We start from the raw sequence: 19,382 nt of genomic DNA, 5'->3' as shown, positions 1-19,382 counted from the left end.
GATGGGTTAATAACGGATTAATAAGCGAATAAATATCATTAACCGAAATGTTTTTATCGATGAAAAGGAGGATTTTTGCTCATCAGTTCTGCATAGGAAGTCGAATATTCTTCATTCATCATTTGCCTGTACTCACGCACAAACAGGGAATATTGCAGAATCGCTTCTTGTGACGAACCTGTATGGTTAAGGGCATGCATACCATAAGCCAGTGCCAGCTCATTAACCGGATCAACCCGGAAAAGCACATTACAGAAACGAATGACGGCATCATACTTATGCTGCTGATACAGACGTTCGATTTCCAATGGCAGGAAGGAAGACAAGAACTCTTCTACTTTTTGCTTGAAGTGATCCATCATCCCTGCATCCATACCATCAAGGAATTTGCCACGCATTAATAAAATGCCGAGTTCATTCTCGACCTCTTCAGCATTCTTCAAGGTGCGAAAACGGAAATAATCACAATAACAGTCAGTAAACACCAGTCTGAAATATCCCTTGTCGTGTACAAGTTCCACTCCATCCAGTTCAGCCAGATTTTTACGAATCTGATTGATCGTTACCCCTTTCAGGTTTTTCACCTTGTCGTCGGGTTTATCGGGCCAGAAGACCTCATTTAAGGAGGCGGATAATACTCCATTATGAGTACTATGAAGCAAGATATAGATGAAAACCTGCCGTAAACGGGAACTGAACAAATGAGTAATATCCCGCCCATTCCGGTCAATTACCGTAAAAGGACCAAATAAATAAACTGCATTCGGACGAACGAGGGATGACTCAAAATCTTCTTTTGCAAGCGTTTCTTTTCCCTGTACACTTTTATCCGGTTCTCTCCCGACAGGTGGTGACATGAGCACAGAAGATGATTCCAGAACCGCATTTCTTTGTTTTCCCCTCTTTTTCCTGACAAACAGCACACCTCCGGCAAGCAATAATACTCCTATTCCTGCCATTATCCATAACCAACGAATCTCCAGAGAAGACCTGGAACCGTAAGAACGGATTTCATCCAGAGAAACCGGAGGGGCGGACAGCACATAAGTCCGAATCACCGTATGTCCCTTCTTGTCAAATTCCGTGGTCGTACAGTAATACTCATGCGTCAATGAATTATAGTAAAGGTTAGCATTCGTCATAATCTCTTCCGAACGCATCGGAATGGAATCTCCCAAAGCTTTCATCGTTCCATCATCAACCGTCAAGCGATAAAGTTGCAGATAGGTATCCGAAAGATATTCCGGATAACACAGAGCATAGATATACTTCTCATCAGGGGTCAGTATCATATCACGGGCGACGACCAAACGATGATCCGAAACGTTCTGCCACAAACATCGCACAGACTGCTGCTTTCTGTCAAGCAGATAAAGATCATGAAGATAATTTCGGCCTACACTCTGCTCACCCGATTCATTTCCCATCCCGCCAAAGACATAGATATGCTCCCGGTTCTTATTGACTGCCATACCCGAGAAATAACGGGGGATAATCCGGTCGCCGGAATAAGAAAGGGTATCCCAACAGTCGCCCTCGATATCATATTCGAGGAATGTATTATTAAAACGCTTATTACCAAAACCACCAAAAACGAGATACTTCCCGGTTGTTTCATCCCAAAAGCCGTCATGATGGTGCAACTGTACCGGCAAGGCTGCTACTCCGGTCTGTTTCCACTCCTGATTATTCAGATCGAGCGCCGCTACCGTAGCATCCCCCAACGGCAGGTTATTCAATTCATAAACATAAAGTTTACCATCCGTTGTATTCATGAAGTGAGTAGCCAACTGCAATTTTACGGGTAGTTTGTTGCTATAAGAATACTTTTGTGGCTGACGTTTCAACAGATTATAAGTAAGAAGTGAATCCTGGCTGAAAATAATCAGTCGCTGACTGTCCGGCTCAAAAGTGATTCCCGAAGGAGTCTGAAAAGAATACTCAAAAAGTTTCTCCCAATGATAAGAACCGTTGATGAGCCACACCGGATTGACAACCGTACCCAAAACCTTCCCTGTAGAAGTATGCACTTCTTCCCCTTCATTTTCATTCAGAGGGAAAGTATATGAATGACTTCTATCACCTTCCAGCTTCAGATTGCGGATGGCAAAAGTGGGCATATCCAAAATATAATCATAACGTCCGAAGAAGAGGTGCGGACAAAAAGTATCTTTCAATCCTAAAGAAGTAATCTTCTTTTCGTTATCTCCGATACGAATCGTAAGTACGTCCTGTTGCAAATCGAATGCAAAAGACACAGGAATCCATTGATAAGCCAGTGCATCATTGCGCAGATTTAAAGAATAATGATTCTCTTTTCCGTCGGTATTAAACTTGAATGTACTGTTCTCACCATCCAGATAAGTATACGTAAAGCTATATTTAGTTTTCCCCTGATCTTCCTTCAGCAGAAAAACATATCCAAAAGTATCAAAATCGCGAATAGAAAGTTCAAAGCTCAACTGAAAGTTTTTCGTAAAACAAGGTATCTCCCCTTCCTGAAATATCTGAAGAGAAGTCCTTTCTTTAATTTCTTTATCATTAGCCTGAAACAACAATCCTTGCGAATAAGCAAACAGAGTCATTCCAGTCAGTAGGAATAAGAGGCAAAGCCTACGTCGTATCATAGTCTTTCGATTTATTATCACAAATATACAGGATTATTTTAAATAACCGCCTAAGCAGATGAAAATCACCTTTGTCGGTACCCTACAGTTCCGGCTGTTTCTTTCTTTAATCCGCACCTTTTTCTATCACCCAGCCATTTTCTTCCGCCCATAGACTTACCTGATATCTTCTCTTGTTACCGTGTATAAATAAGACAGTCAACCACTTCTTATGCTTCATCGTCTAATATATATTTAAGTTAGCAACGTGCAAAAGTAAGAAAAGAAATAGATACCATCCATGATAGAATGCAAATTAATAAGTAACTTTGCAGAAAATTGAATCAGTACAGACTATGTGGATACTTATTATAAATTTGGTGTTGCTAGGTATCATCGCATTGATAGCCGGTTATATCCGCAACAAAAGACTGCAACAGAAAATAGAAAAAGGTGAACTGGACCGTATGCCGGAAGTGAAAGAAGCAGATATAGAATGCTGCGGACAACACGAAGTGTGCGAGAAAGATAGTTTGCTTGCCGCCGTAAGCAAAAAAATTGAATATTACGATGACGAAGAACTGGATCAGTTCATCGGAAAGGAAGCAAATGCGTATACTGACGAAGAAACAAACCAATTCAGGGATGTGTTATATACCATGCAGGACATTGATGTCGCAGGCTGGGTACGTAGTTTGCAACTACGGGGTATCGAGTTGCCGGATGACCTCAAAGATGAAGTCTTTCTGATTATCGGAGAGAGAAGGAAGGGGGAGAGGTAATAAGTAATAGGTATTAAGTAATAAGTATTAGGAGGGCGCTGAAGTTATTTTTATTGATGGACGGCATTATTCTTGCTTTGATTTTTAATTTTCAATCTTTAATCTTTAATTAAAAAGTGGATCTACTTCGATATACATTCTTCCAACACGCTTTGCTGGGCAGCTTACTGGCAAGCATTGCCTGCGGGATTATCGGTACTTACATTGTTACCCGCCGTCTGGTATTTATCAGTGGAGGAATCACACACGCCTCTTTCGGAGGGATAGGACTGGGACTGTTTGCGGGAATTTCTCCCATACTGTCAGCCGCCGTCTTCTCTGTATTGTCCGCCTTCGGTGTCGAGTGGCTGAGCCGGCGGAAAGATATGCGCGAAGATTCTGCGATTGCCGTATTCTGGACGCTGGGAATGGCTTTGGGAATCATGTTCAGTTTCCTGTCACCGGGATTTGCTCCGGACTTGTCAGCTTATCTTTTCGGTAATATCCTGACCATCAATCAGGCGGACTTGTGGATGCTGGGCATATTGGCTCTGATATTAACCGGCTTCTTTTATCTGTTTATCCGTCCTATCGTATATATTGCATTCGACCGCGAGTTTGCCCGTTCGCAAAAGATTCCGGTAGAGATATTCGAATATGTGCTGATGATGTTTATTGCGTTGACCATCGTCGCTTGTCTGCGTATGGTAGGCATCGTTCTCGCAATATCGCTACTCACCATTCCGCAAATGACGGCCAACCTCTTTACCTACAGTTTCAAGAAAATCATCTGGCTGTCCATCGGTATCGGTTTTCTGGGCTGTCTGGGCGGTCTGTTTATTTCTTACCACTGGAAAGTCCCTTCGGGCGCTTCGATTATATTCTTCTCTATCCTGATTTATGCCGTTTGCAAGATCGGAAAGAGTTGTTGCAAGAAACAGTCATAATAATAGAATAGTATATGGAAATCAAGATTCAATCACTGGAAAGTATCCATGAGGCAGCCCGGGAATTTATCGCTGCTATGGGTGATAACACCGTTTTCGCTTTATATGGTAAAATGGGAGCCGGCAAAACGACCTTCGTCAAAGCTCTTTGCGAGGAATTAGGTGTATCAGACGTTATCAGTTCTCCTACTTTCGCTATCGTTAACGAATATCGTTCGGACGAAACCGGAGAATTGATTTATCACTTCGATTTTTACCGCATCAAAAAGCTAAGTGAAGTATATGACATGGGATACGAAGATTATTTCTACAGCGGCGCCCTTTGCTTTATCGAATGGCCGGAACTGGTAGAAGAATTACTGCCGGGAGATGCCGTAAAAGTGACGATTGAAGAACTGGAAGACGGAAGCAGAGTGATCAGACTATGACCGGACAATACATCGTACAAGGAATTTTTGCGCTAGCGGGAATCACTTCCCTGCTAGCTTCCTTACTGAACTGGAACTGGTTCTTCACCACACGCAATGCCCAGACAATCGTTCGGAATGTAGGCCGCGGCAGAGCACGGCTCTTTTACGGCATACTGGGAGTCATTATAATAGGAATGGCTGTATTCTTCTTTATAGAAACACGGAAGGCAATTCTATAATAAGCTATTTTCAAAGAAATGCGCTTGTTATCTTCCCGTTTTTTACTATTTTTGTAGAGAAAGGAGTATGTAATTATGAAAACAACGAATGAATACCTTACAAAAATCCGCCAATTCAAGCAACAGTGTGCCGAGAAATATGGGATTATTTCTATCGGTATCTTTGGTTCTGTGGCCCGTGGTGAACAACACGAAGGAAGTGATTTAGATGTTTTCGTAGAATTGAAAGAACCCGATCCTTTCGTGATGTTCGATATTAAAGAAGAACTGGAGCATATCTGTAATTGCAAAATAGATCTCCTCCGTTTACGCAAAAACCTTCGTTCACTCATATCCCAAAGAATAGAAAAAGATGGAATCTACGCTTAAAGAGGAAATTCTAGATAAGTTTCTTCAATTATCAGAATCAATCTCTATCATTGAAGACAGATGCAAGAATATACAGAATGTAGACGATTTCTTGTTATCCCCTTGGGGAATGACTGTTTTGGATGCCTGCATCATGCGAATACAGGTAATCGGAGAAACAATTAAGGCTATTGATGATAAAACCCAAAGATCATTTTTCAAAGATTATCCACAAGTTCCATGGGCAAAAGTTATTGGACTCAGAAATATTATTTCCCATGAATATGCCAACATTGACTATGAGATTATATGGGTAGTCATAACAAAGCACCTTCCTCCTTTAAAAGAAACAGTAGAAAATATTATTAAAGACTTATCATAGCAGTTGCCGTGATTTCATCTCCAGATATTTATTGATTACGTCAATCGACAGATTTTCGGGTGTCGTCAGCAGAGAGTAAATGCCATGCTGCTTTAATGTAGAAACGATCAGTCGCTTCTCAAAAGCAAACTTTTCGGCAATCACGTGCCGGTAATAATCTTCCGTATCCCTCGCCGGACTTTCGATGTACGCTTTTAAGTCAGCATCCTCAAAGAAAACCACCAGCAAACGATGTTGACGGTTGAGCTGCTGCAAGTAAGCCAACTGGCGATTCATGCTGCTGATACTGGCAAAGTTGGTATACAGAACCAAAAAGCTACGTTTATTGACGTGCTTGTTCAGATGCACACAAAGAGCCGAGAAGTCCGTTTCACCGAAAGTAGTCTGCTGGCTATACAGTTTTTCAAGCAGCGTCTGCATATGTCCGGGCTGCTTGGAAGCCGGAACGAAGGTATCAAAATGCTCATCAAAAGTCACCAGCCCCGCTTTATCCTCCTTCCGCATCGCCACATACGAGAGCACCAGTGAAGCATTAATCGCATAATCGAGCAAAGTCATTCCCCGAAAAGCCTGCTGCATCACCCTGCCTTTATCTATCACACTGTAAATCTGCTGAGAGCGTTCGTCCTGATAGACATTTACCATCAGCTCATGCCGGCGGGCACTCGCTTTCCAGTTGATAGTCCGGTAGTCGTCTCCTTTTACATATTCCTTGATCTGCTCAAATTCCGTTTGATGGCCTACCCGGCGGATACGCTTGATACCCAGTTCGGTAAGGTTATCACTCATTGCCAGCAATTCGTATCGGTGAAGCATCAGATAGGAAGGATATACCTTGATATCCTGCGGCTGTCCACAAGTGTACCGACGGGAAAGCAGCCCGATCTTGTCGGTCACAAATACACGGATTTGCCCGAAAGAATATACTCCGCGACGGGTCGGACGAAGATGGTAACTGATTGTTTTCCCCTCGTTCGGCTGAAGGGTGGTCCGGAAACAGACATCCCGATTCTGGAAGATAAAAGGTATTTCATCTATGATCTCCAGAGAGAGAGGACGCGAATAAGTACTTTCGACACGAATGCTCACTTCATTGTCATCGCCATTGGAGAAACGGTCGGAACATCGACGGAATGCCTGAATCCCCTGGGTACGGTAGAGAATATATCCGTCTGCCGATACCAACACGAATAAGGCAAAAAGCGCCCACTGCCCGATAAAAAAAAACGGAGCAAACAGATATCCGCTACCCAATAAGAGGATAACCAGAATAAGGGCAATATAGAAACGACGGGTTAAGTACAATTTCGGGTTCTGAGTTTTGAGTTTTAAGTTTTGAGTTACGAATTATAGAGATTCGGTTCTTATTTGGGGACCTCTACTTTATCAATCAGACGTTGCGTAACCTTTACCGGAGAATATCCTTCCATTTCCGCTTCCGCCGTCAGGATCAGACGATGCTGAAGCACATACGGAGCAACGAACTTAATATCTTCCGGTGTCACGAAGTCACGTCCCTGCAAAAGGGCATACGCCTTGGAGGCTTGCAACATTGCAACTGATGCACGCGGAGAAGCGCCAAGATATACAGCTTTGCTGGTACGCGTCTGCTGCACAATCAATGCAATGTATTGGAGCAGCGTACGGTCTACAAATACCTGATTCATGAAGGCACGCAGTGACAGAAGTTCTTCTTTAGTGATAGCAGGCTTGATATCGTCCAGCCTGATTAATGAAGTGTTCGTATGGTGACGTTCCAGAATATCCACTTCTTCTTCCAGCGAAGGATAGTCCATCGTTATTTTCATCAGAAAGCGGTCGAGCTGCGCTTCGGGAAGTTTATAAGTTCCTTCCTGTTCCACAGGGTTCTGTGTGGCAAGGATGGTATAGAGCTCACCCATCTTATGAGTAATGCCGTCAATGCTTATCTGACGCTCTTCCATCACCTCGAACAAGGCAGCCTGCGTTTTGGCAGGAGCACGGTTGATCTCGTCCACCAATACGATATCGGCAAAGATCGGTCCCTGATGAAAGTCAAAATCATTGGTTTTCATATTGAACACAGTGGTACCCAATACGTCGCTCGGCATCAGGTCCGGCGTAAACTGGATACGGCTGAAGTCCGCATCGATCAGACGAGCCGTCAATCGGGCAAGCAATGTCTTTGCAACTCCCGGCACGCCTTCTATCAATACGTGACCATTGGCAAGGATGGCTGCCAGCACTAAGTCCACCGTCTGTTCCTGACCAACAATAACGGAAGCAATCTGATCCTTCAATTCCTGTATCTTCTCGGAAAAGAGAGTTAAATCCACTCGTTGTTCTATATTCTCTTCCATAAATATCTTCTTTAAATATGATTGATTATTTCATTCATTTTATCAATAAATCCCTTCATTTCTTCGCCGGAAAGAACACGTCCTCCATAAATCACCGGTCTGATTTCGCGGATTAACCTGCTGATTTCTTCCACCTCCATCCCCGTCTTCTGAGCGATCCGATGGAAAGAACGTTCATCGTCTGCTACTTCCTCCACATCTACCTGAATTTCTCTTCTCAGCACTTCCGCAAAGTAGGTGAACTTCTTATGAACCAGATTGGCATGGTCATTCTTCTGATAATAAAGCGTGCCTATCAACTTGGTAAATTCAAGGGATTTGTTTTCCGGTTCCTGTATGACAGGTATTGCCCGTTGCCGCCTCCGTGCTGTAAACACCATAAAGAGCAAGATAGCGAACATCGACAGATAGATCGCCCAGCGAAGCGGCCTTTGCGACAGAAAATAACGCAAAGGAGATCGCTGCGTCTGTGCAGTCTCCTTCATATATCCTTCGGTGCGGACAATAGGCAACTCTCCCATCTGCGACAGGATGCGGAATATGTAAGTCGCATTTTTCTCATCCAGCACTCCATAATTGGTAAAAAGCAAAGGAGTAGAAACCAGAATGATTTCACCCTTTCCCCACGGACGCACCATAGCCACCAACGGATGATAATTGCGGGAAACGGTCGTAGAATCCAGTTCATCCAATGCGTGCCCCATATCGCTTGCCAGATTGACCTCCGCCAGTTTACGTACCGGCAGCGAATCATAACGGCGGAAATAGGACTTGCAGAACTGCGGATAAAAACGGAACACCTGCCGTGAATAAACTTCCGGATCACCGATCCAATAAATACTGTCCCGCTTTAATAACGAAGCGGCATATTTTTTCAGATCGACCGACCTGAAATAAGAATAAGTACAATCAAACTTCAGCGTATCCTCCAAAATCTTGGTAAAAGAACTGCTTACCAGCATGATCTTATTTCCCCGATCCGCCATTTTGAGCAAGGCTTCTATATCCACCCGTCCGAAAGGTAAATTAGTGGCAATCAGCAGTATTCCTTTATTGTGAACAGTATCTTCCTGTTCCATCTGATAAAAAGTCTTTCGGGACAGTGTATATCCCGAAGGCAGTGAAACAGTCAGCAGACTGTCGAACACAGCGCATCCGAAAGGCTGCTCATCGTAATGGCTAAAGGTAGGCACCCATACAAATTTCTTCGGCAGATGATATTCTATAGCAAACATCAGCAGCAGAAAAGCAAGGACAAAGAAGATAAACCAGCGGCTTCCCCTCATGAGCCCCCTCCTTTCCCTATTTCTTCCTGCAAGGATTTCATGGAATTGAACAGTTCTTCCGTTGCCTCAAAGTTACCGTAACGAACCCTCAGGAAATGATTGGTCAACTGACGGAAAACGGGTATCCGTACTTCATTGATATACTGTGTCGGTGTTTTATAAGGCTGCCAGTCAATGCGTTTCTCGTCGCTAAGCCGTTTCAATGTCTGCAAATAAAGCAGACGCACCGCCTCCCGATAATCGGAACGGGAAAGCGCATCGGCAATCCCTCCCGAAAAATCCACACCGTAAATCGTATCTTCTCCCACTTCATAAGGCAGTTTATTCTTGGGCGAACGCATGAATAACTCCGGACGCTTCTTATAAACAAACCATATAATCAGGAGCAGAACAATAATGGCCAGACATATTAATATAAGTTCAGAATACTCTTCGGCAAAACGGCTGCCGAATATCTTCCGCAACAATTCCCCAAACTGCCTGCGAAACCATTCAAAGATATTGATTTCAGGAGTTATCAGTTCACGATTGTAGTCATACGCCGATTCGGATTGCCATTTGGCAATCTGCACGGTGTCGCAAACCAATGTATCAGCCGGAGATGTCAGCATCTATTCTGAATTATATATGTTTAGAGTTTATCGAAATTATCAATATCGCTCTCTACAGTTACACTATCTACCACTTCGGAAGCGTGACCGTACTGGTAGGCCATTCCGACAAAAGTGAAAATCATGGAAAGATAAGCGCCGAATGCCTGTACAATACCAAGCAGATAAAGGATAAAGCTATATCCTGCCGATACTGTCGTCTCGCTTCCGACATCACTTAATGAGAAGAAATATTTCACCAGCGTAGCGATATACCACGGCATCATAGTCACTCCCTGCAATACATTAGCTATAAATCCCATGATCAGAGATATCAAGAAGACGCCTCCCCAAGTGGCAAAGCCCAGCCGGAATGTCTTTTTGAAAGACTCCATCACTGTAATATCTTCAAACAGGTAGATAGGTGCCCATAATGCAAGCGGCACTACAAAAGCGATAAGAAGCGGAATGGTCAGAAACAAGGTGAACAGTGACAGAAACGCCAGCAGACCTACCACAAGCCCCACGAAAAGCATGACTAAGATGGAGAAAAGGGTCATTACAAGCAGTCTCTTGATATTGCGGAACAATAAAGGCTTCAAAATACCCAACGTGATTCCCTCCAAGCGTTCTTCACGTTCATTATAGGTACGAATCAATGCATAGATCATGGAGGTCAGCAAAATACTGCCTATCATAAATACAATCATATACAGACCGTAATAGGACATAAATCCCAATAAAGATGCAGTATCAGGCACCGTCGCAGTCTTGGACATAGCAGTCATGGCAAACGCTCCTCCCATCAGTCCGTTCAGACTTAACGCCTGAATAAGGCTTACAGGTAAAAGCAGATAAGTCGTAAACTTCAACAGTATTTTCCAATTCTCTTTTATGAAGTCAAAAGAAGCGTTCAACTTATCACCGAAAGAACGTTTCACGTACATTGCAACCTTAGGTTTCTGTGATTCCATGTTTTTTTCTATTTGGTAAATAAATATAGTAAAAGATGATAAATGCAAGGGATGTAAGGATGATGCCGAGCCTCAGCATATCCGGAAGTTCGGTGTGACGGGTGATAAAGCCTTCGATAAATCCCGCCATGATAAACACGGGCACCGTACCGATTACAATCTTCAGCCCTCTTTTCGCTCCTCTGCGGAAAGATTCGAGTCTCGAATAGGTGCCGGGAAACAGCCAGCTGTTGCCCAAAGCAAGTCCGGCAGCACCGGCTACGATGATCGCCCATATTTCAAGAGTTCCGTGCAGCCAGACGGCAAGTGCCGACTCCCAAAGCAGGTCGTGCTGATAAAAGAACATCTGAAATGAACCGAGCATAATTCCATTCTGAAGAAGTATAAGCCCCGTACCAAAACTGGTCAGTATCCCCGCGGCAAAACACAGGAAGGACACTCTTATATTATTGATTGTAATGCCCAAAAACATCGGAGCTTCGGGAGAACCGTTGTATACTGCCATCGGCTCACCTCTGGCAATATTGTCCAATGTCATATCTACATACTGGTTGCCCATTATCAAACGCACAAACTCCTGATCATTGGCGGCAGATACTGCCCCGATCAACGCACTGACGGCAAAGATGATAAAAGAGATCAGTAACTCACGCCGCGCATCATGCATGGTCTGCGGCACTTCCCGTGTCCAGAAAGTGATAATGCGTGTCCATTTCTCACGCTTGCTCCGATAGATTTCATTATGCAGGGCTGAAGCGAGATTATTCAAATAAATGGTAATGCGGGAAGTCGGGAAATGGGTCTGTGCAAAAGCCAGGTCGGCAGTCAGTTCCGTATAGGCGTCGGCAAGTTGGTCAGGGGACAGGTTTGCAGCCTGTTCCACCACCTTTTCGGTCCCTTTCCATTTTTCAATGTTCCGACGGATAAACGTAACTTCCTTCATGCTTTTCAGAGATTTCGGATAAGTTTTGTCCGAAACCGGAAGCAAAAGTAAAAGAATTATGATATATTTGCAACTTAAATCTAAAAATGTTTAACCAAGAATGGCAGAATCTACGATTATTATTTAAATATTCAATAAAAAGAGCAACAAAGACTATAAATCAGCCTTTGCTGCTCAAAACAGACCTAAGCCCCAGTTTATTTATTTATGATATTGTAAATCATAGAAAAGTTCCTATCATAACTTCCATTAGATGTATCAAAAGTAATAGAGAGGTCTTTATTTACTAAATAAAAGCCATCGTAATATCCTCCCCAACCCATATTCGTATGGAAATAGAAATCAAAGTTTTTAACCAAATATCTTGTTTGGGGTCTCCAGTATGCAAAACCATCTAAAATAAAAGCATGGCTTCCCCCACGATTAGAGGTTGCAGCTACCCATACCAACTTAGCTAGTTGTAAAGATTGAAATGCAGCATTACCATCCCAACCATTTTTAAGACCACTAGTTGAAAAAAAACGATAGAAAAAGCTAGATGTATCAGAAGAATAAGTACCAGACCCAGTAACATAACCACTTGAATTTCTAACAGGCTGTGTATTAGTTGCTATATAGATATATTTTATCAATTTAGCAACCATTTCTCTAGTTGTTTCAGAGGAAGGAGTTTGCCAAGATGAAGGAGCAATAATTTGTTTTTGTGCTTTCAAGATATTCCAATCAATTTTCAGACCATCAACCGTTAAGTCAGGTTCTAAAGAAGCCATAATCTGTGCTATTGAAATAACAGCACAACCAGCAGGGACAGCCTCGTAAGTAGGTGAGCCTGTATCATAAAGATCACAATTTTCTTTCTGTAGCAAATCATTATATGGTGCGTCTTGATTCCACTCTGTACTACTACAGTACAGACCAGCAAAACCTATCGGATTTCCAACAGGAAATGTTGGTCCAGAACGGGATAGAATCTCATCCTTTACTATAATTATATCTTGAATCTCATCATACCTCACAGCCTTCACGTTTAAAGTTTTTGCTATTTTCGCTAATGTTTTAGCTCTCAGTTTTGATTTTACCTTTTCATAATATTTGGCATCTTCCAACAGACTCAATTCTGATAAATAGAGCATAGACTTAGAATCTACATATTTAACAGAGTCTTTTAAATCTGTTTTAGGCAAATAAGCCATTATCTTTGCAAAACGTTCATCAGCAGGAACATAAGCCACACCTTTCCCCTCATCACTTAAAAATTCAATTTTATAAACAGGAATAGTAGTAAGATTAGTTGAACCGACTCTTGTTTTTAATCCAGAAGAACTAGATACATTATATGTAGAAATAGCCATAATTTTTACATTATTATTTCTAGTCTGTAATCCTGTTGGATTAAAGTCCAAAACAAGTTGCTTAGCCTCTTCTGAAGTAATTATTCCAGGATTATCATAAGCAATGCTAATATACTCATCTGAAGATAATAAAATTTTAGAATCATTCAGATTATCTTGCATACCTAGTTCATTACTACATGAAGTAAATAAAGCAAGGATAACTAACAAAAAATAGTATTTCAATTTCATAAGTTATATAATTTATGGATTTTGCTTTATTGTATATGTGCTCATTGATGAGCCAATATAAGAAAGCCATAAGATTATCTCCCTAATATCACCAGATGTATTTTCGTCTACAATTACTGTCATCACCGAATCCTCCTGTTCTTTTTTTATTGAAAACCAATCTTCTTCAAGCAAAAAAGTATGGGTCATTTTTACATTGAGAGCAATAGAATCCTTATTCACAACAGTCCCAGCAGCATGCAATCTCCATCCTTCCGCAGGAGTCATAATAATAAAAGCAGTATCACCTTTATTATCTAATAATGGAGGCTCTGATATCCTGTGGGGAAAATCATTGATATATATTTCATCATCTTCTGCATCATTACAACTAACAATAGCAAGAAGAAAAATCAGAATAATATACTTCATTCTTTTACAATATAATATCACAGATCATATTAAAGCCTGTGTTTAATTCATAGCCTCCAGCTTCAAAAGATATCGACATATCTTTATTAACTAAATAGAAGCCATCATAAGACCCAGCCCATCCCATATTCGCACGGAAATAAAAATCAAAGTTTTTAACCAAATATCTCGTTTGAGGTCTCCAATAAGCAAATCCATCTATCACAAAAGCATGAGAAGCTTTTTTAGAAGCATCTGAAACGCCAACCCATACCAGTTTAGCTTTCTGTAAAGACAAAAATGCAGCATTACCATCCCAACCATTTATCAAATCTCCTGTTGTAAAATATCTTCTAAGAAAATCCCTAGTTTGAGGTCCAGATGTACCAGAACCTGTTACCCAATTTGTTGTTTTGTCATATTCTGGATGAGTACCAGAAAGGTCATAAATATGTTTAAATAATTTAGCAACCATAGTTCTAACAATCTCAGGTGATCCCTGATTTGGCTTCCAGGGTAGCGGCATTAGTATCTGCGGCTGTGCTTTCAATGCTTCCCAATCTATTTTTATACCATCGATAGTTAAGTTTGGTTCAAGTGAAGCCATAATTTGTGCCATGGCAACAACCGAACAACCCGCAGGAACAGCTTTATATACAGGTTCCTTCCCAACATTTGGTGCACAATATGCTTTCTCTAATAAATCATTATATACAGGTTCTTGATCCCAATTTGTCGCCATACAAAAAAAACCAGCCCACCCAATAGCATTGCCAGCAGGATCTTGAGGGGTTGCACGTGAATCTAGACAATCCTCGACAAGAATCCTATCTTTGATCTCATTAAAATTTACGGCTGCAACATTGAGCTCTTTCGATATTCTTTTTAATGTTTCATCTCTAAATTCCAATTTCATTTTTTCATAATGTTTGGCCTCCTCTAACAAGCTTTGTTCTGACAAACCAAGCATAGCCTTCGCACCAATAATTTTAGCTGTATCCTCAAGATTTACCTTGGGCAAATAAGCCATAACCTTTGCCACACGCTCATCAGCAGAAACATAAGCAAGTCCTTTCCCTGCATCACTGACTATTTCCATTTCATAGACAGGAAGAAGAATTGATTTGTCTGTAACCGATCTTGTTACCGCATTGCTGCCCTTTTCTTCAATATTAAAAGAAGAGCGAAACTTCACAACAATATTTTCATTACCTCTCGTCTGCACTCTGTTAACCCCAAAATCTAATGCAAGTTGCTTTGCCTCATCAGGAGTTATTACTCTTGGATTATCATAAGCAATACTAATGTATTCATCCGGAGATAATACAATTGAGTTAGATTCTATCGGCTTATTATGTAAATCCAAACCTTCTTCATCATTACATGAAGCTAATAACGACAATACGAAAAACAAAAAATAATACTTTAATTTCATAATAAATATTTTTAAGTTTCAATTGAATATGTAATCTGTACAATAATAAATCAATGTTATCTTTTTCTTATATCAGGTATAACACTTAATTGCGTATCCCAATAGGTATTACCACCAGTCTCAAATGAAATGCTTCCATCATTGTTTACCAAATAATAACCATCAGAATTACCTGTCTTTCCAAAATTACAATGAAAATATGCATTACTGCTAGAAGATTCGTTCTTTGTCATTGCATAACCATCCACTATAAAAGCACTTCCATTACATTCTACCAAAACAGGACATATTTTAATAACAGAATTTTTAACTGTTTCTATACTCCATTTTTGAATATTACCACAATTGGTTATTCCACTTCCTGAATTTAGATATTTATACACATTAGATAATGGAGTTGATATTGCAGTAATGCAAGACACTAATTTAGATTCTGAGTCCGGCCATACATCAGTATAGGCAGTTCCCCAAACTGGAGAAGAAGATGTACTATCATATACATATTTAAATAAAGATGCAACCATATTCCATTTCTCATAAGGATCATCATAACTAATACTTTTACTTTCTTTTAAATAACTCCAGTCCATTGATATCCCTTCACAAGTTAATTCAGGCTCTAAGGAGGCCATAATTTGGGCTATTGCAGTGTTGGTAAGTCCTACTGGGCGTCTTTCCCATGTACATATTTTACGAGAAATATCCATAGGTATTTCAACCCAAGTATTTACAAACTTCCAACTATATGGTTCTTTCTGTCCCCATTCTGTAGTACAGAAAGGTTCAATCATCATCCAAACCTGGCCATCTAAATCAGTAATAGGCCTAGAGCGTGTAATTGCCTCACTATTATTGGCTATTTCGTCTAATAATGCATTCTTCGACATTTGAATCATAGCGTTTGCTCCTATCTGCGTTGCAAAAATGGAGTCATTATAGGAAGGTATATACGCCAATACCTTTGGGAATCTTCTATCACCAGATACAATAGCTTTCCCTTGTTCATATCTATTCCTTATTTCAACTTCATAAACTAAAGCTTTTACATCATTAGGCAACGAACGGGTAATTTCTGAATTTCGAGACGATATTAAATATTTCTCACTAATAGCAAAAATTGGATTTTCTGTTATTTCGCCTCTCGTATCTGTCTTAGATTTGATAGACTTTTGAAAGGATTCTACAATAGAAATAACTTCATTTTCAGATAACGCATTAGGATCTACTTGTTTAATTGCATTCCGTTCTGCATCTATTATATTCTCGTTACTACACGAGGCGATAATAATAAGCACGACTAACAAATAAAATTGTATAAATATTTTTCTCATAATATTATAGTTAATTAAAGTTCAAAATCCCCCGATAAATCATAATCTTTAGACAAAAGTTCTAAGCGGTAAGCAGTTCCTTCCACCAAATTCAGGTCTAAAGTAATCAGACTTACAGGATTTATGAAAGTATTTAGATACACTGTCTCATTAGTATCCAAATTAATTACGGAAACTGTCACACTAGGTACTTTTGAAAAAAAGTCGAGGCACAATACATTGTTATTTATAGATGCTTCAACTGGGTAGATAGCTGGTATTCGAGTCGTTTCACCTGGTTTACTACCCTTTCCTTTTAAAATTATTTTTCTAGAAGAACAACTCAATTCCATATTGCAACCTCTTATATTACAATTTGGAGAATTTCCTAGTATTAGATCCGAAAAGAAAATACCTAGGAATAATAAAAATAGTAGTTTTTTCATATACTGTTCATATTTGATGTTTAACGCTGTAAATATGAGCAGTAAGCTTAAGAAAAGTATTATACCATTATGTTAACGAATGCAAAGAATGCGTTGTATTGCATAAAACTCAAATAATAATACACAAAGCTTAGACTTTGCGTAATATATCAACCAATTTTACTTTCTTATCTTTATTTAAACCCATCTTTTCCAATACAGACCAACTTCTTTTATATACAGCAGCAGAAGTGCATCCCCAAAGATAGGCAATATCGGCATATTTAAAATCCAACCTAACTAAGCAACAAAAACGAATATCTTCCTCCAATAAATACTCATATTCAGTGCTTAATCTTTCTACAAATCCCAAAGATGCCATATCTATTTCATGCAATAAAATTACCCATTCATCATTAGTAATCTTCTTCATTCCATCAGGGTTAAGTTTATTATACTCACACAATGCTATCAACATTTGATAAATAGGAGAAGACATTAATATAAATTTCAGATTCAGATTTCTCAATCGCCTTACTTCCTCATCTCTTTCTACAAGCCGGCGTTCTAAATCTTCTTGCATTGAATGGTATTGTTCTAATAGTTCATTAAGACAACTATCTAATTGCACTTTGGAGTTAACATCCGACTCTAAACATTCACAATGTTGCTGTATTTCTTTTATTTCTAGTTTTTTTTCCTCCAACTCTTTCTTGATAGCCTCTATACTTTTATACAACAATTGACGTTTGTCAACCAATCGTGCTATTTCTTTCTTCCTTTTTCTACGCCTCTGCAAAAAGAAATAAATCGTAATAATAAACAATAGGACAAATAACAATAGACAAAAACGATACCGGGTCAAAAAGGATTCATAGCGTTCCGTTGATTGACGATATAACACATCCTTTAAAGAAGAAACTACCTCAACCGGTTGCTCTACTAATTTCATGGAATCCTTATATATAGTATATAAAGTTTCGTACTCCAATGCTTCATTTTGTTTTCCCAACCTCATCGCCATTTCCGATAGTTTCATGTATGCATTTGTTTTTGCATAATAATTATCAGAAGGTATGCCTCTATTCAAATAAACAAAGGCTGAATCATATTGTTCCAATTGCAAATAAGCACTCCCGATAACTAGATAGTAACCATATCTCTCAGAGCTGTCTAATACCAACCGCATACCTTTATTTGCATACAATATAGCTTCGCGTGATTTCCCTTGATATTCCAGAAGATAACTAAGAGAACTAAACACAAGCTCCTCAATATGTTGTTTATCTGTATCTTTCACTAGCTTTAGAGCCCGTTTTAAATATTTTTCCGCATCTGTATAATATTCTTCTCCTCGCTCCATGCAAATATCTGCACAATGTACTAGCACTACGGCTAAACGCAATGAATCATGATGTGCTTCAGCCAATTCAACAGCCTGTCTATAAAGAGAATCAGCCTCCTCTTGCAACCCATGCCGCCAGAATAATAAACCCAAATTACTTTTCAATAGAATATTTAAATCATAATTTTCCGCTTTCTCAGCCAAAGGCATTGCCACCAAAAATTCACGTACAGTTCCTTCAATATCACCTCTGTCTTGACAAACTCGTCCAAGATAATAATGAGCTTTTGCCCTTAGGGTAATATCATCGGAAGTGTCATAATAATCTACAGCGACACGAATTAGCGAATCATCCGTGTGAGTAACATAGTTCTGATCTTTGGCTTGTGTTAACAATAGGGCATATCTAGCTCTAGACTGTATAGAAGACAACTCAGCAAGATTCATACGTTCCAATAAACTCAATGCACTATCTGCACATCCAACTTCTATCAAAGAATCTGCACGCAATAAAGAAGGAATTACCCTATCTGTGGGAGAAAGGCAAGATGTTAAAAACAGGAAGATGATTCCATAGACATAGTTTACATTCATCACTTTTAATAGATTTCGAATAAGTTTTGTTTGAGAGCAGAAGCAAAAATAAAAGAATTATGATATATTTGCTTTCTGAAGTTACGAAAAGAGTGTAATTTATTGGAAATGAGCGCAGGTTAATTGCTCTTGATAGTAATAGGTTACGATTTAGTTAGTTATCTACTGCATTATCTTTCTGCGCATTGCGTAACCTTCAAAGAACTCTTCCTATGCAAAAGTAGCTATTTAGTGGGAGATATTGAAATAAATCTCCAGCTTTTTTCTTTATACATAAAATTTTCCGTAAAAGCGGTTTTATCCGTTGGAACACCATCGCTCAAAACGGGTTTTGAACAAATGTATTCCGACTACCGCATAAGCGGAGAAAAGAGCTTTGTCTCACGCCTAAACAATAGTTTAGAGTGATCATACAAAGCCCATTTCTTTCGTACTTATGCCATAGAGGTGCTTTTACAGGTTTTCAGATAATTTT

General features: G+C 39.9%; 19 protein-coding genes. 6 read left to right on the top strand and 13 right to left on the bottom strand.

Going from position 1 to position 19,382, the window contains the following annotated elements; translation table 11 throughout:
• Window positions 1-53: 53 nt before the first annotated feature.
• On the bottom strand, window positions 54-2,627 hold the full coding sequence (locus HMPREF9007_RS23260) for a hypothetical protein (RefSeq protein ID WP_128567765.1): 2,574 nt from the start codon (window positions 2,625-2,627) through the stop codon (window positions 54-56).
• 335 nt (window positions 2,628-2,962) lie between these two features.
• Here HMPREF9007_RS23260 and HMPREF9007_RS23265 point away from each other — a divergent pair, with 335 nt between their 5' ends.
• From HMPREF9007_RS23265 to HMPREF9007_RS23290, 6 genes are all read left to right on the top strand, one after another.
• Window positions 2,963-3,388: a hypothetical protein gene (locus HMPREF9007_RS23265; protein WP_008759704.1), complete on the top strand. Its 426-nt coding sequence runs from the start codon at window positions 2,963-2,965 to the stop codon at window positions 3,386-3,388.
• Window positions 3,389-3,504: 116 nt separating this feature from the next.
• Window positions 3,505-4,314, top strand: coding sequence for a metal ABC transporter permease (locus HMPREF9007_RS23270; RefSeq protein WP_008759703.1), 810 nt, complete (start codon window positions 3,505-3,507; stop codon window positions 4,312-4,314).
• 14 nt (window positions 4,315-4,328) lie between these two features.
• Complete coding sequence (tsaE, locus tag HMPREF9007_RS23275; protein ID WP_008759702.1) at window positions 4,329-4,742, top strand: tRNA (adenosine(37)-N6)-threonylcarbamoyltransferase complex ATPase subunit type 1 TsaE; 414 nt, start codon at window positions 4,329-4,331, stop codon at window positions 4,740-4,742.
• Entirely contained in the window at window positions 4,739-4,963 is a 225-nt protein-coding gene (locus tag HMPREF9007_RS23280; protein WP_008759701.1) for an immunity 17 family protein, read from the top strand. Before tsaE ends, HMPREF9007_RS23280 begins: the two co-directional genes overlap by 4 nt.
• Before the next feature lie 75 nt (window positions 4,964-5,038).
• A complete protein-coding gene (locus HMPREF9007_RS23285; RefSeq protein WP_008759700.1) occupies window positions 5,039-5,332 on the top strand; it encodes a nucleotidyltransferase family protein in 294 nt (97 codons plus the stop codon).
• Entirely contained in the window at window positions 5,316-5,693 is a 378-nt protein-coding gene (locus HMPREF9007_RS23290; protein WP_008759699.1) for a HepT-like ribonuclease domain-containing protein, read from the top strand. The genes HMPREF9007_RS23285 and HMPREF9007_RS23290 overlap by 17 nt, the downstream gene beginning before the upstream one ends.
• On the opposite strand, the gene HMPREF9007_RS23295 is transcribed toward HMPREF9007_RS23290, so the two are convergent.
• The 12 genes from HMPREF9007_RS23295 to HMPREF9007_RS23350 form a co-directional block, all read right to left on the bottom strand.
• Window positions 5,688-6,998 carry a DUF58 domain-containing protein gene (locus tag HMPREF9007_RS23295; RefSeq protein ID WP_008759698.1) on the bottom strand — a complete coding sequence of 437 codons (1,311 nt, stop codon included), beginning with the start codon at window positions 6,996-6,998 and terminating at the stop codon, window positions 5,688-5,690. The genes HMPREF9007_RS23290 and HMPREF9007_RS23295 overlap by 6 nt on opposite strands.
• 59 nt (window positions 6,999-7,057) lie before the next feature.
• On the bottom strand, window positions 7,058-8,032 hold the full coding sequence (locus HMPREF9007_RS23300) for a MoxR family ATPase (RefSeq protein WP_008759697.1): 975 nt from the start codon (window positions 8,030-8,032) through the stop codon (window positions 7,058-7,060).
• An 11-nt stretch (window positions 8,033-8,043) separates the two neighbouring features.
• Window positions 8,044-9,318, bottom strand: a complete 1,275-nt coding sequence (locus HMPREF9007_RS23305; protein WP_008759696.1) for a DUF4350 domain-containing protein — start codon at window positions 9,316-9,318, stop codon at window positions 8,044-8,046.
• Window positions 9,315-9,929, bottom strand: a complete 615-nt coding sequence (locus HMPREF9007_RS23310; RefSeq protein WP_008759695.1) for a DUF4129 domain-containing protein — start codon at window positions 9,927-9,929, stop codon at window positions 9,315-9,317. The genes HMPREF9007_RS23305 and HMPREF9007_RS23310 overlap by 4 nt, the downstream gene beginning before the upstream one ends.
• A gap of 20 nt (window positions 9,930-9,949) precedes the next feature.
• Window positions 9,950-10,882, bottom strand: coding sequence for a hypothetical protein (locus HMPREF9007_RS23315; RefSeq protein WP_008759694.1), 933 nt, complete (start codon window positions 10,880-10,882; stop codon window positions 9,950-9,952).
• Window positions 10,863-11,825, bottom strand: coding sequence for a stage II sporulation protein M (locus HMPREF9007_RS23320; RefSeq protein WP_008759693.1), 963 nt, complete (start codon window positions 11,823-11,825; stop codon window positions 10,863-10,865). Before HMPREF9007_RS23320 ends, HMPREF9007_RS23315 begins: the two co-directional genes overlap by 20 nt.
• 197 nt (window positions 11,826-12,022) lie before the next feature.
• Entirely contained in the window at window positions 12,023-13,408 is a 1,386-nt protein-coding gene (locus tag HMPREF9007_RS23325) for a C10 family peptidase (protein WP_008759692.1), read from the bottom strand.
• A gap of 12 nt (window positions 13,409-13,420) precedes the next feature.
• Window positions 13,421-13,819 (bottom strand): hypothetical protein, encoded by a 399-nt coding sequence (locus HMPREF9007_RS23330; protein ID WP_008759691.1) that lies wholly within the window; start codon window positions 13,817-13,819, stop codon window positions 13,421-13,423.
• 4 nt (window positions 13,820-13,823) lie between these two features.
• Complete coding sequence (locus HMPREF9007_RS23335) at window positions 13,824-15,233, bottom strand: C10 family peptidase (RefSeq protein WP_008759690.1); 1,410 nt, start codon at window positions 15,231-15,233, stop codon at window positions 13,824-13,826.
• Window positions 15,234-15,289: 56 nt separating this feature from the next.
• On the bottom strand, window positions 15,290-16,564 hold the full coding sequence (locus HMPREF9007_RS23340) for a C10 family peptidase (RefSeq protein ID WP_008759689.1): 1,275 nt from the start codon (window positions 16,562-16,564) through the stop codon (window positions 15,290-15,292).
• A gap of 14 nt (window positions 16,565-16,578) precedes the next feature.
• Window positions 16,579-16,989, bottom strand: coding sequence for a DUF3244 domain-containing protein (locus HMPREF9007_RS23345; RefSeq protein WP_008759688.1), 411 nt, complete (start codon window positions 16,987-16,989; stop codon window positions 16,579-16,581).
• Window positions 16,990-17,119: 130 nt separating this feature from the next.
• Window positions 17,120-18,907 (bottom strand): tetratricopeptide repeat protein, encoded by a 1,788-nt coding sequence (locus HMPREF9007_RS23350; RefSeq protein ID WP_032850030.1) that lies wholly within the window; start codon window positions 18,905-18,907, stop codon window positions 17,120-17,122.
• Between the last annotated feature and the right edge of the window lie 475 nt (window positions 18,908-19,382).

Source organism: Bacteroides sp. 1_1_14 (assembly GCF_000162515.1).
GTDB lineage: Bacteria > Bacteroidota > Bacteroidia > Bacteroidales > Bacteroidaceae > Bacteroides > Bacteroides thetaiotaomicron.
This window is presented reverse-complemented; position numbering and strand designations above follow the sequence as displayed.

Excerpts from the sequence above, each read along its gene's own strand:
- HMPREF9007_RS23320 (WP_008759693.1), bottom strand. The coding sequence starts at position 11,825 with ATGAAGGAAGTTACGTTTATCCGTCGGAACATTGAAAAATGGAAAGGG.
- HMPREF9007_RS23340 (WP_008759689.1), bottom strand. The coding sequence starts at position 16,564 with ATGAGAAAAATATTTATACAATTTTATTTGTTAGTCGTGCTTATTATT.
- HMPREF9007_RS23330 (WP_008759691.1), bottom strand. The coding sequence starts at position 13,819 with ATGAAGTATATTATTCTGATTTTTCTTCTTGCTATTGTTAGTTGTAAT.
- HMPREF9007_RS23260 (WP_128567765.1), bottom strand. The coding sequence starts at position 2,627 with ATGATACGACGTAGGCTTTGCCTCTTATTCCTACTGACTGGAATGACT.
- HMPREF9007_RS23325 (WP_008759692.1), bottom strand. The coding sequence starts at position 13,408 with ATGAAATTGAAATACTATTTTTTGTTAGTTATCCTTGCTTTATTTACT.
- HMPREF9007_RS23350 (WP_032850030.1), bottom strand. The coding sequence starts at position 18,907 with ATGAATGTAAACTATGTCTATGGAATCATCTTCCTGTTTTTAACATCT.
- HMPREF9007_RS23310 (WP_008759695.1), bottom strand. The coding sequence starts at position 9,929 with ATGCTGACATCTCCGGCTGATACATTGGTTTGCGACACCGTGCAGATT.
- tsaE (WP_008759702.1), top strand. The coding sequence starts at position 4,329 with ATGGAAATCAAGATTCAATCACTGGAAAGTATCCATGAGGCAGCCCGG.
- HMPREF9007_RS23285 (WP_008759700.1), top strand. The coding sequence starts at position 5,039 with ATGAAAACAACGAATGAATACCTTACAAAAATCCGCCAATTCAAGCAA.
- HMPREF9007_RS23315 (WP_008759694.1), bottom strand. The coding sequence starts at position 10,882 with ATGGAATCACAGAAACCTAAGGTTGCAATGTACGTGAAACGTTCTTTC.
- HMPREF9007_RS23265 (WP_008759704.1), top strand. The coding sequence starts at position 2,963 with ATGTGGATACTTATTATAAATTTGGTGTTGCTAGGTATCATCGCATTG.
- HMPREF9007_RS23300 (WP_008759697.1), bottom strand. The coding sequence starts at position 8,032 with ATGGAAGAGAATATAGAACAACGAGTGGATTTAACTCTCTTTTCCGAG.
- HMPREF9007_RS23345 (WP_008759688.1), bottom strand. The coding sequence starts at position 16,989 with ATGAAAAAACTACTATTTTTATTATTCCTAGGTATTTTCTTTTCGGAT.
- HMPREF9007_RS23305 (WP_008759696.1), bottom strand. The coding sequence starts at position 9,318 with ATGAGGGGAAGCCGCTGGTTTATCTTCTTTGTCCTTGCTTTTCTGCTG.
- HMPREF9007_RS23290 (WP_008759699.1), top strand. The coding sequence starts at position 5,316 with ATGGAATCTACGCTTAAAGAGGAAATTCTAGATAAGTTTCTTCAATTA.
- HMPREF9007_RS23280 (WP_008759701.1), top strand. The coding sequence starts at position 4,739 with ATGACCGGACAATACATCGTACAAGGAATTTTTGCGCTAGCGGGAATC.
- HMPREF9007_RS23335 (WP_008759690.1), bottom strand. The coding sequence starts at position 15,233 with ATGAAATTAAAGTATTATTTTTTGTTTTTCGTATTGTCGTTATTAGCT.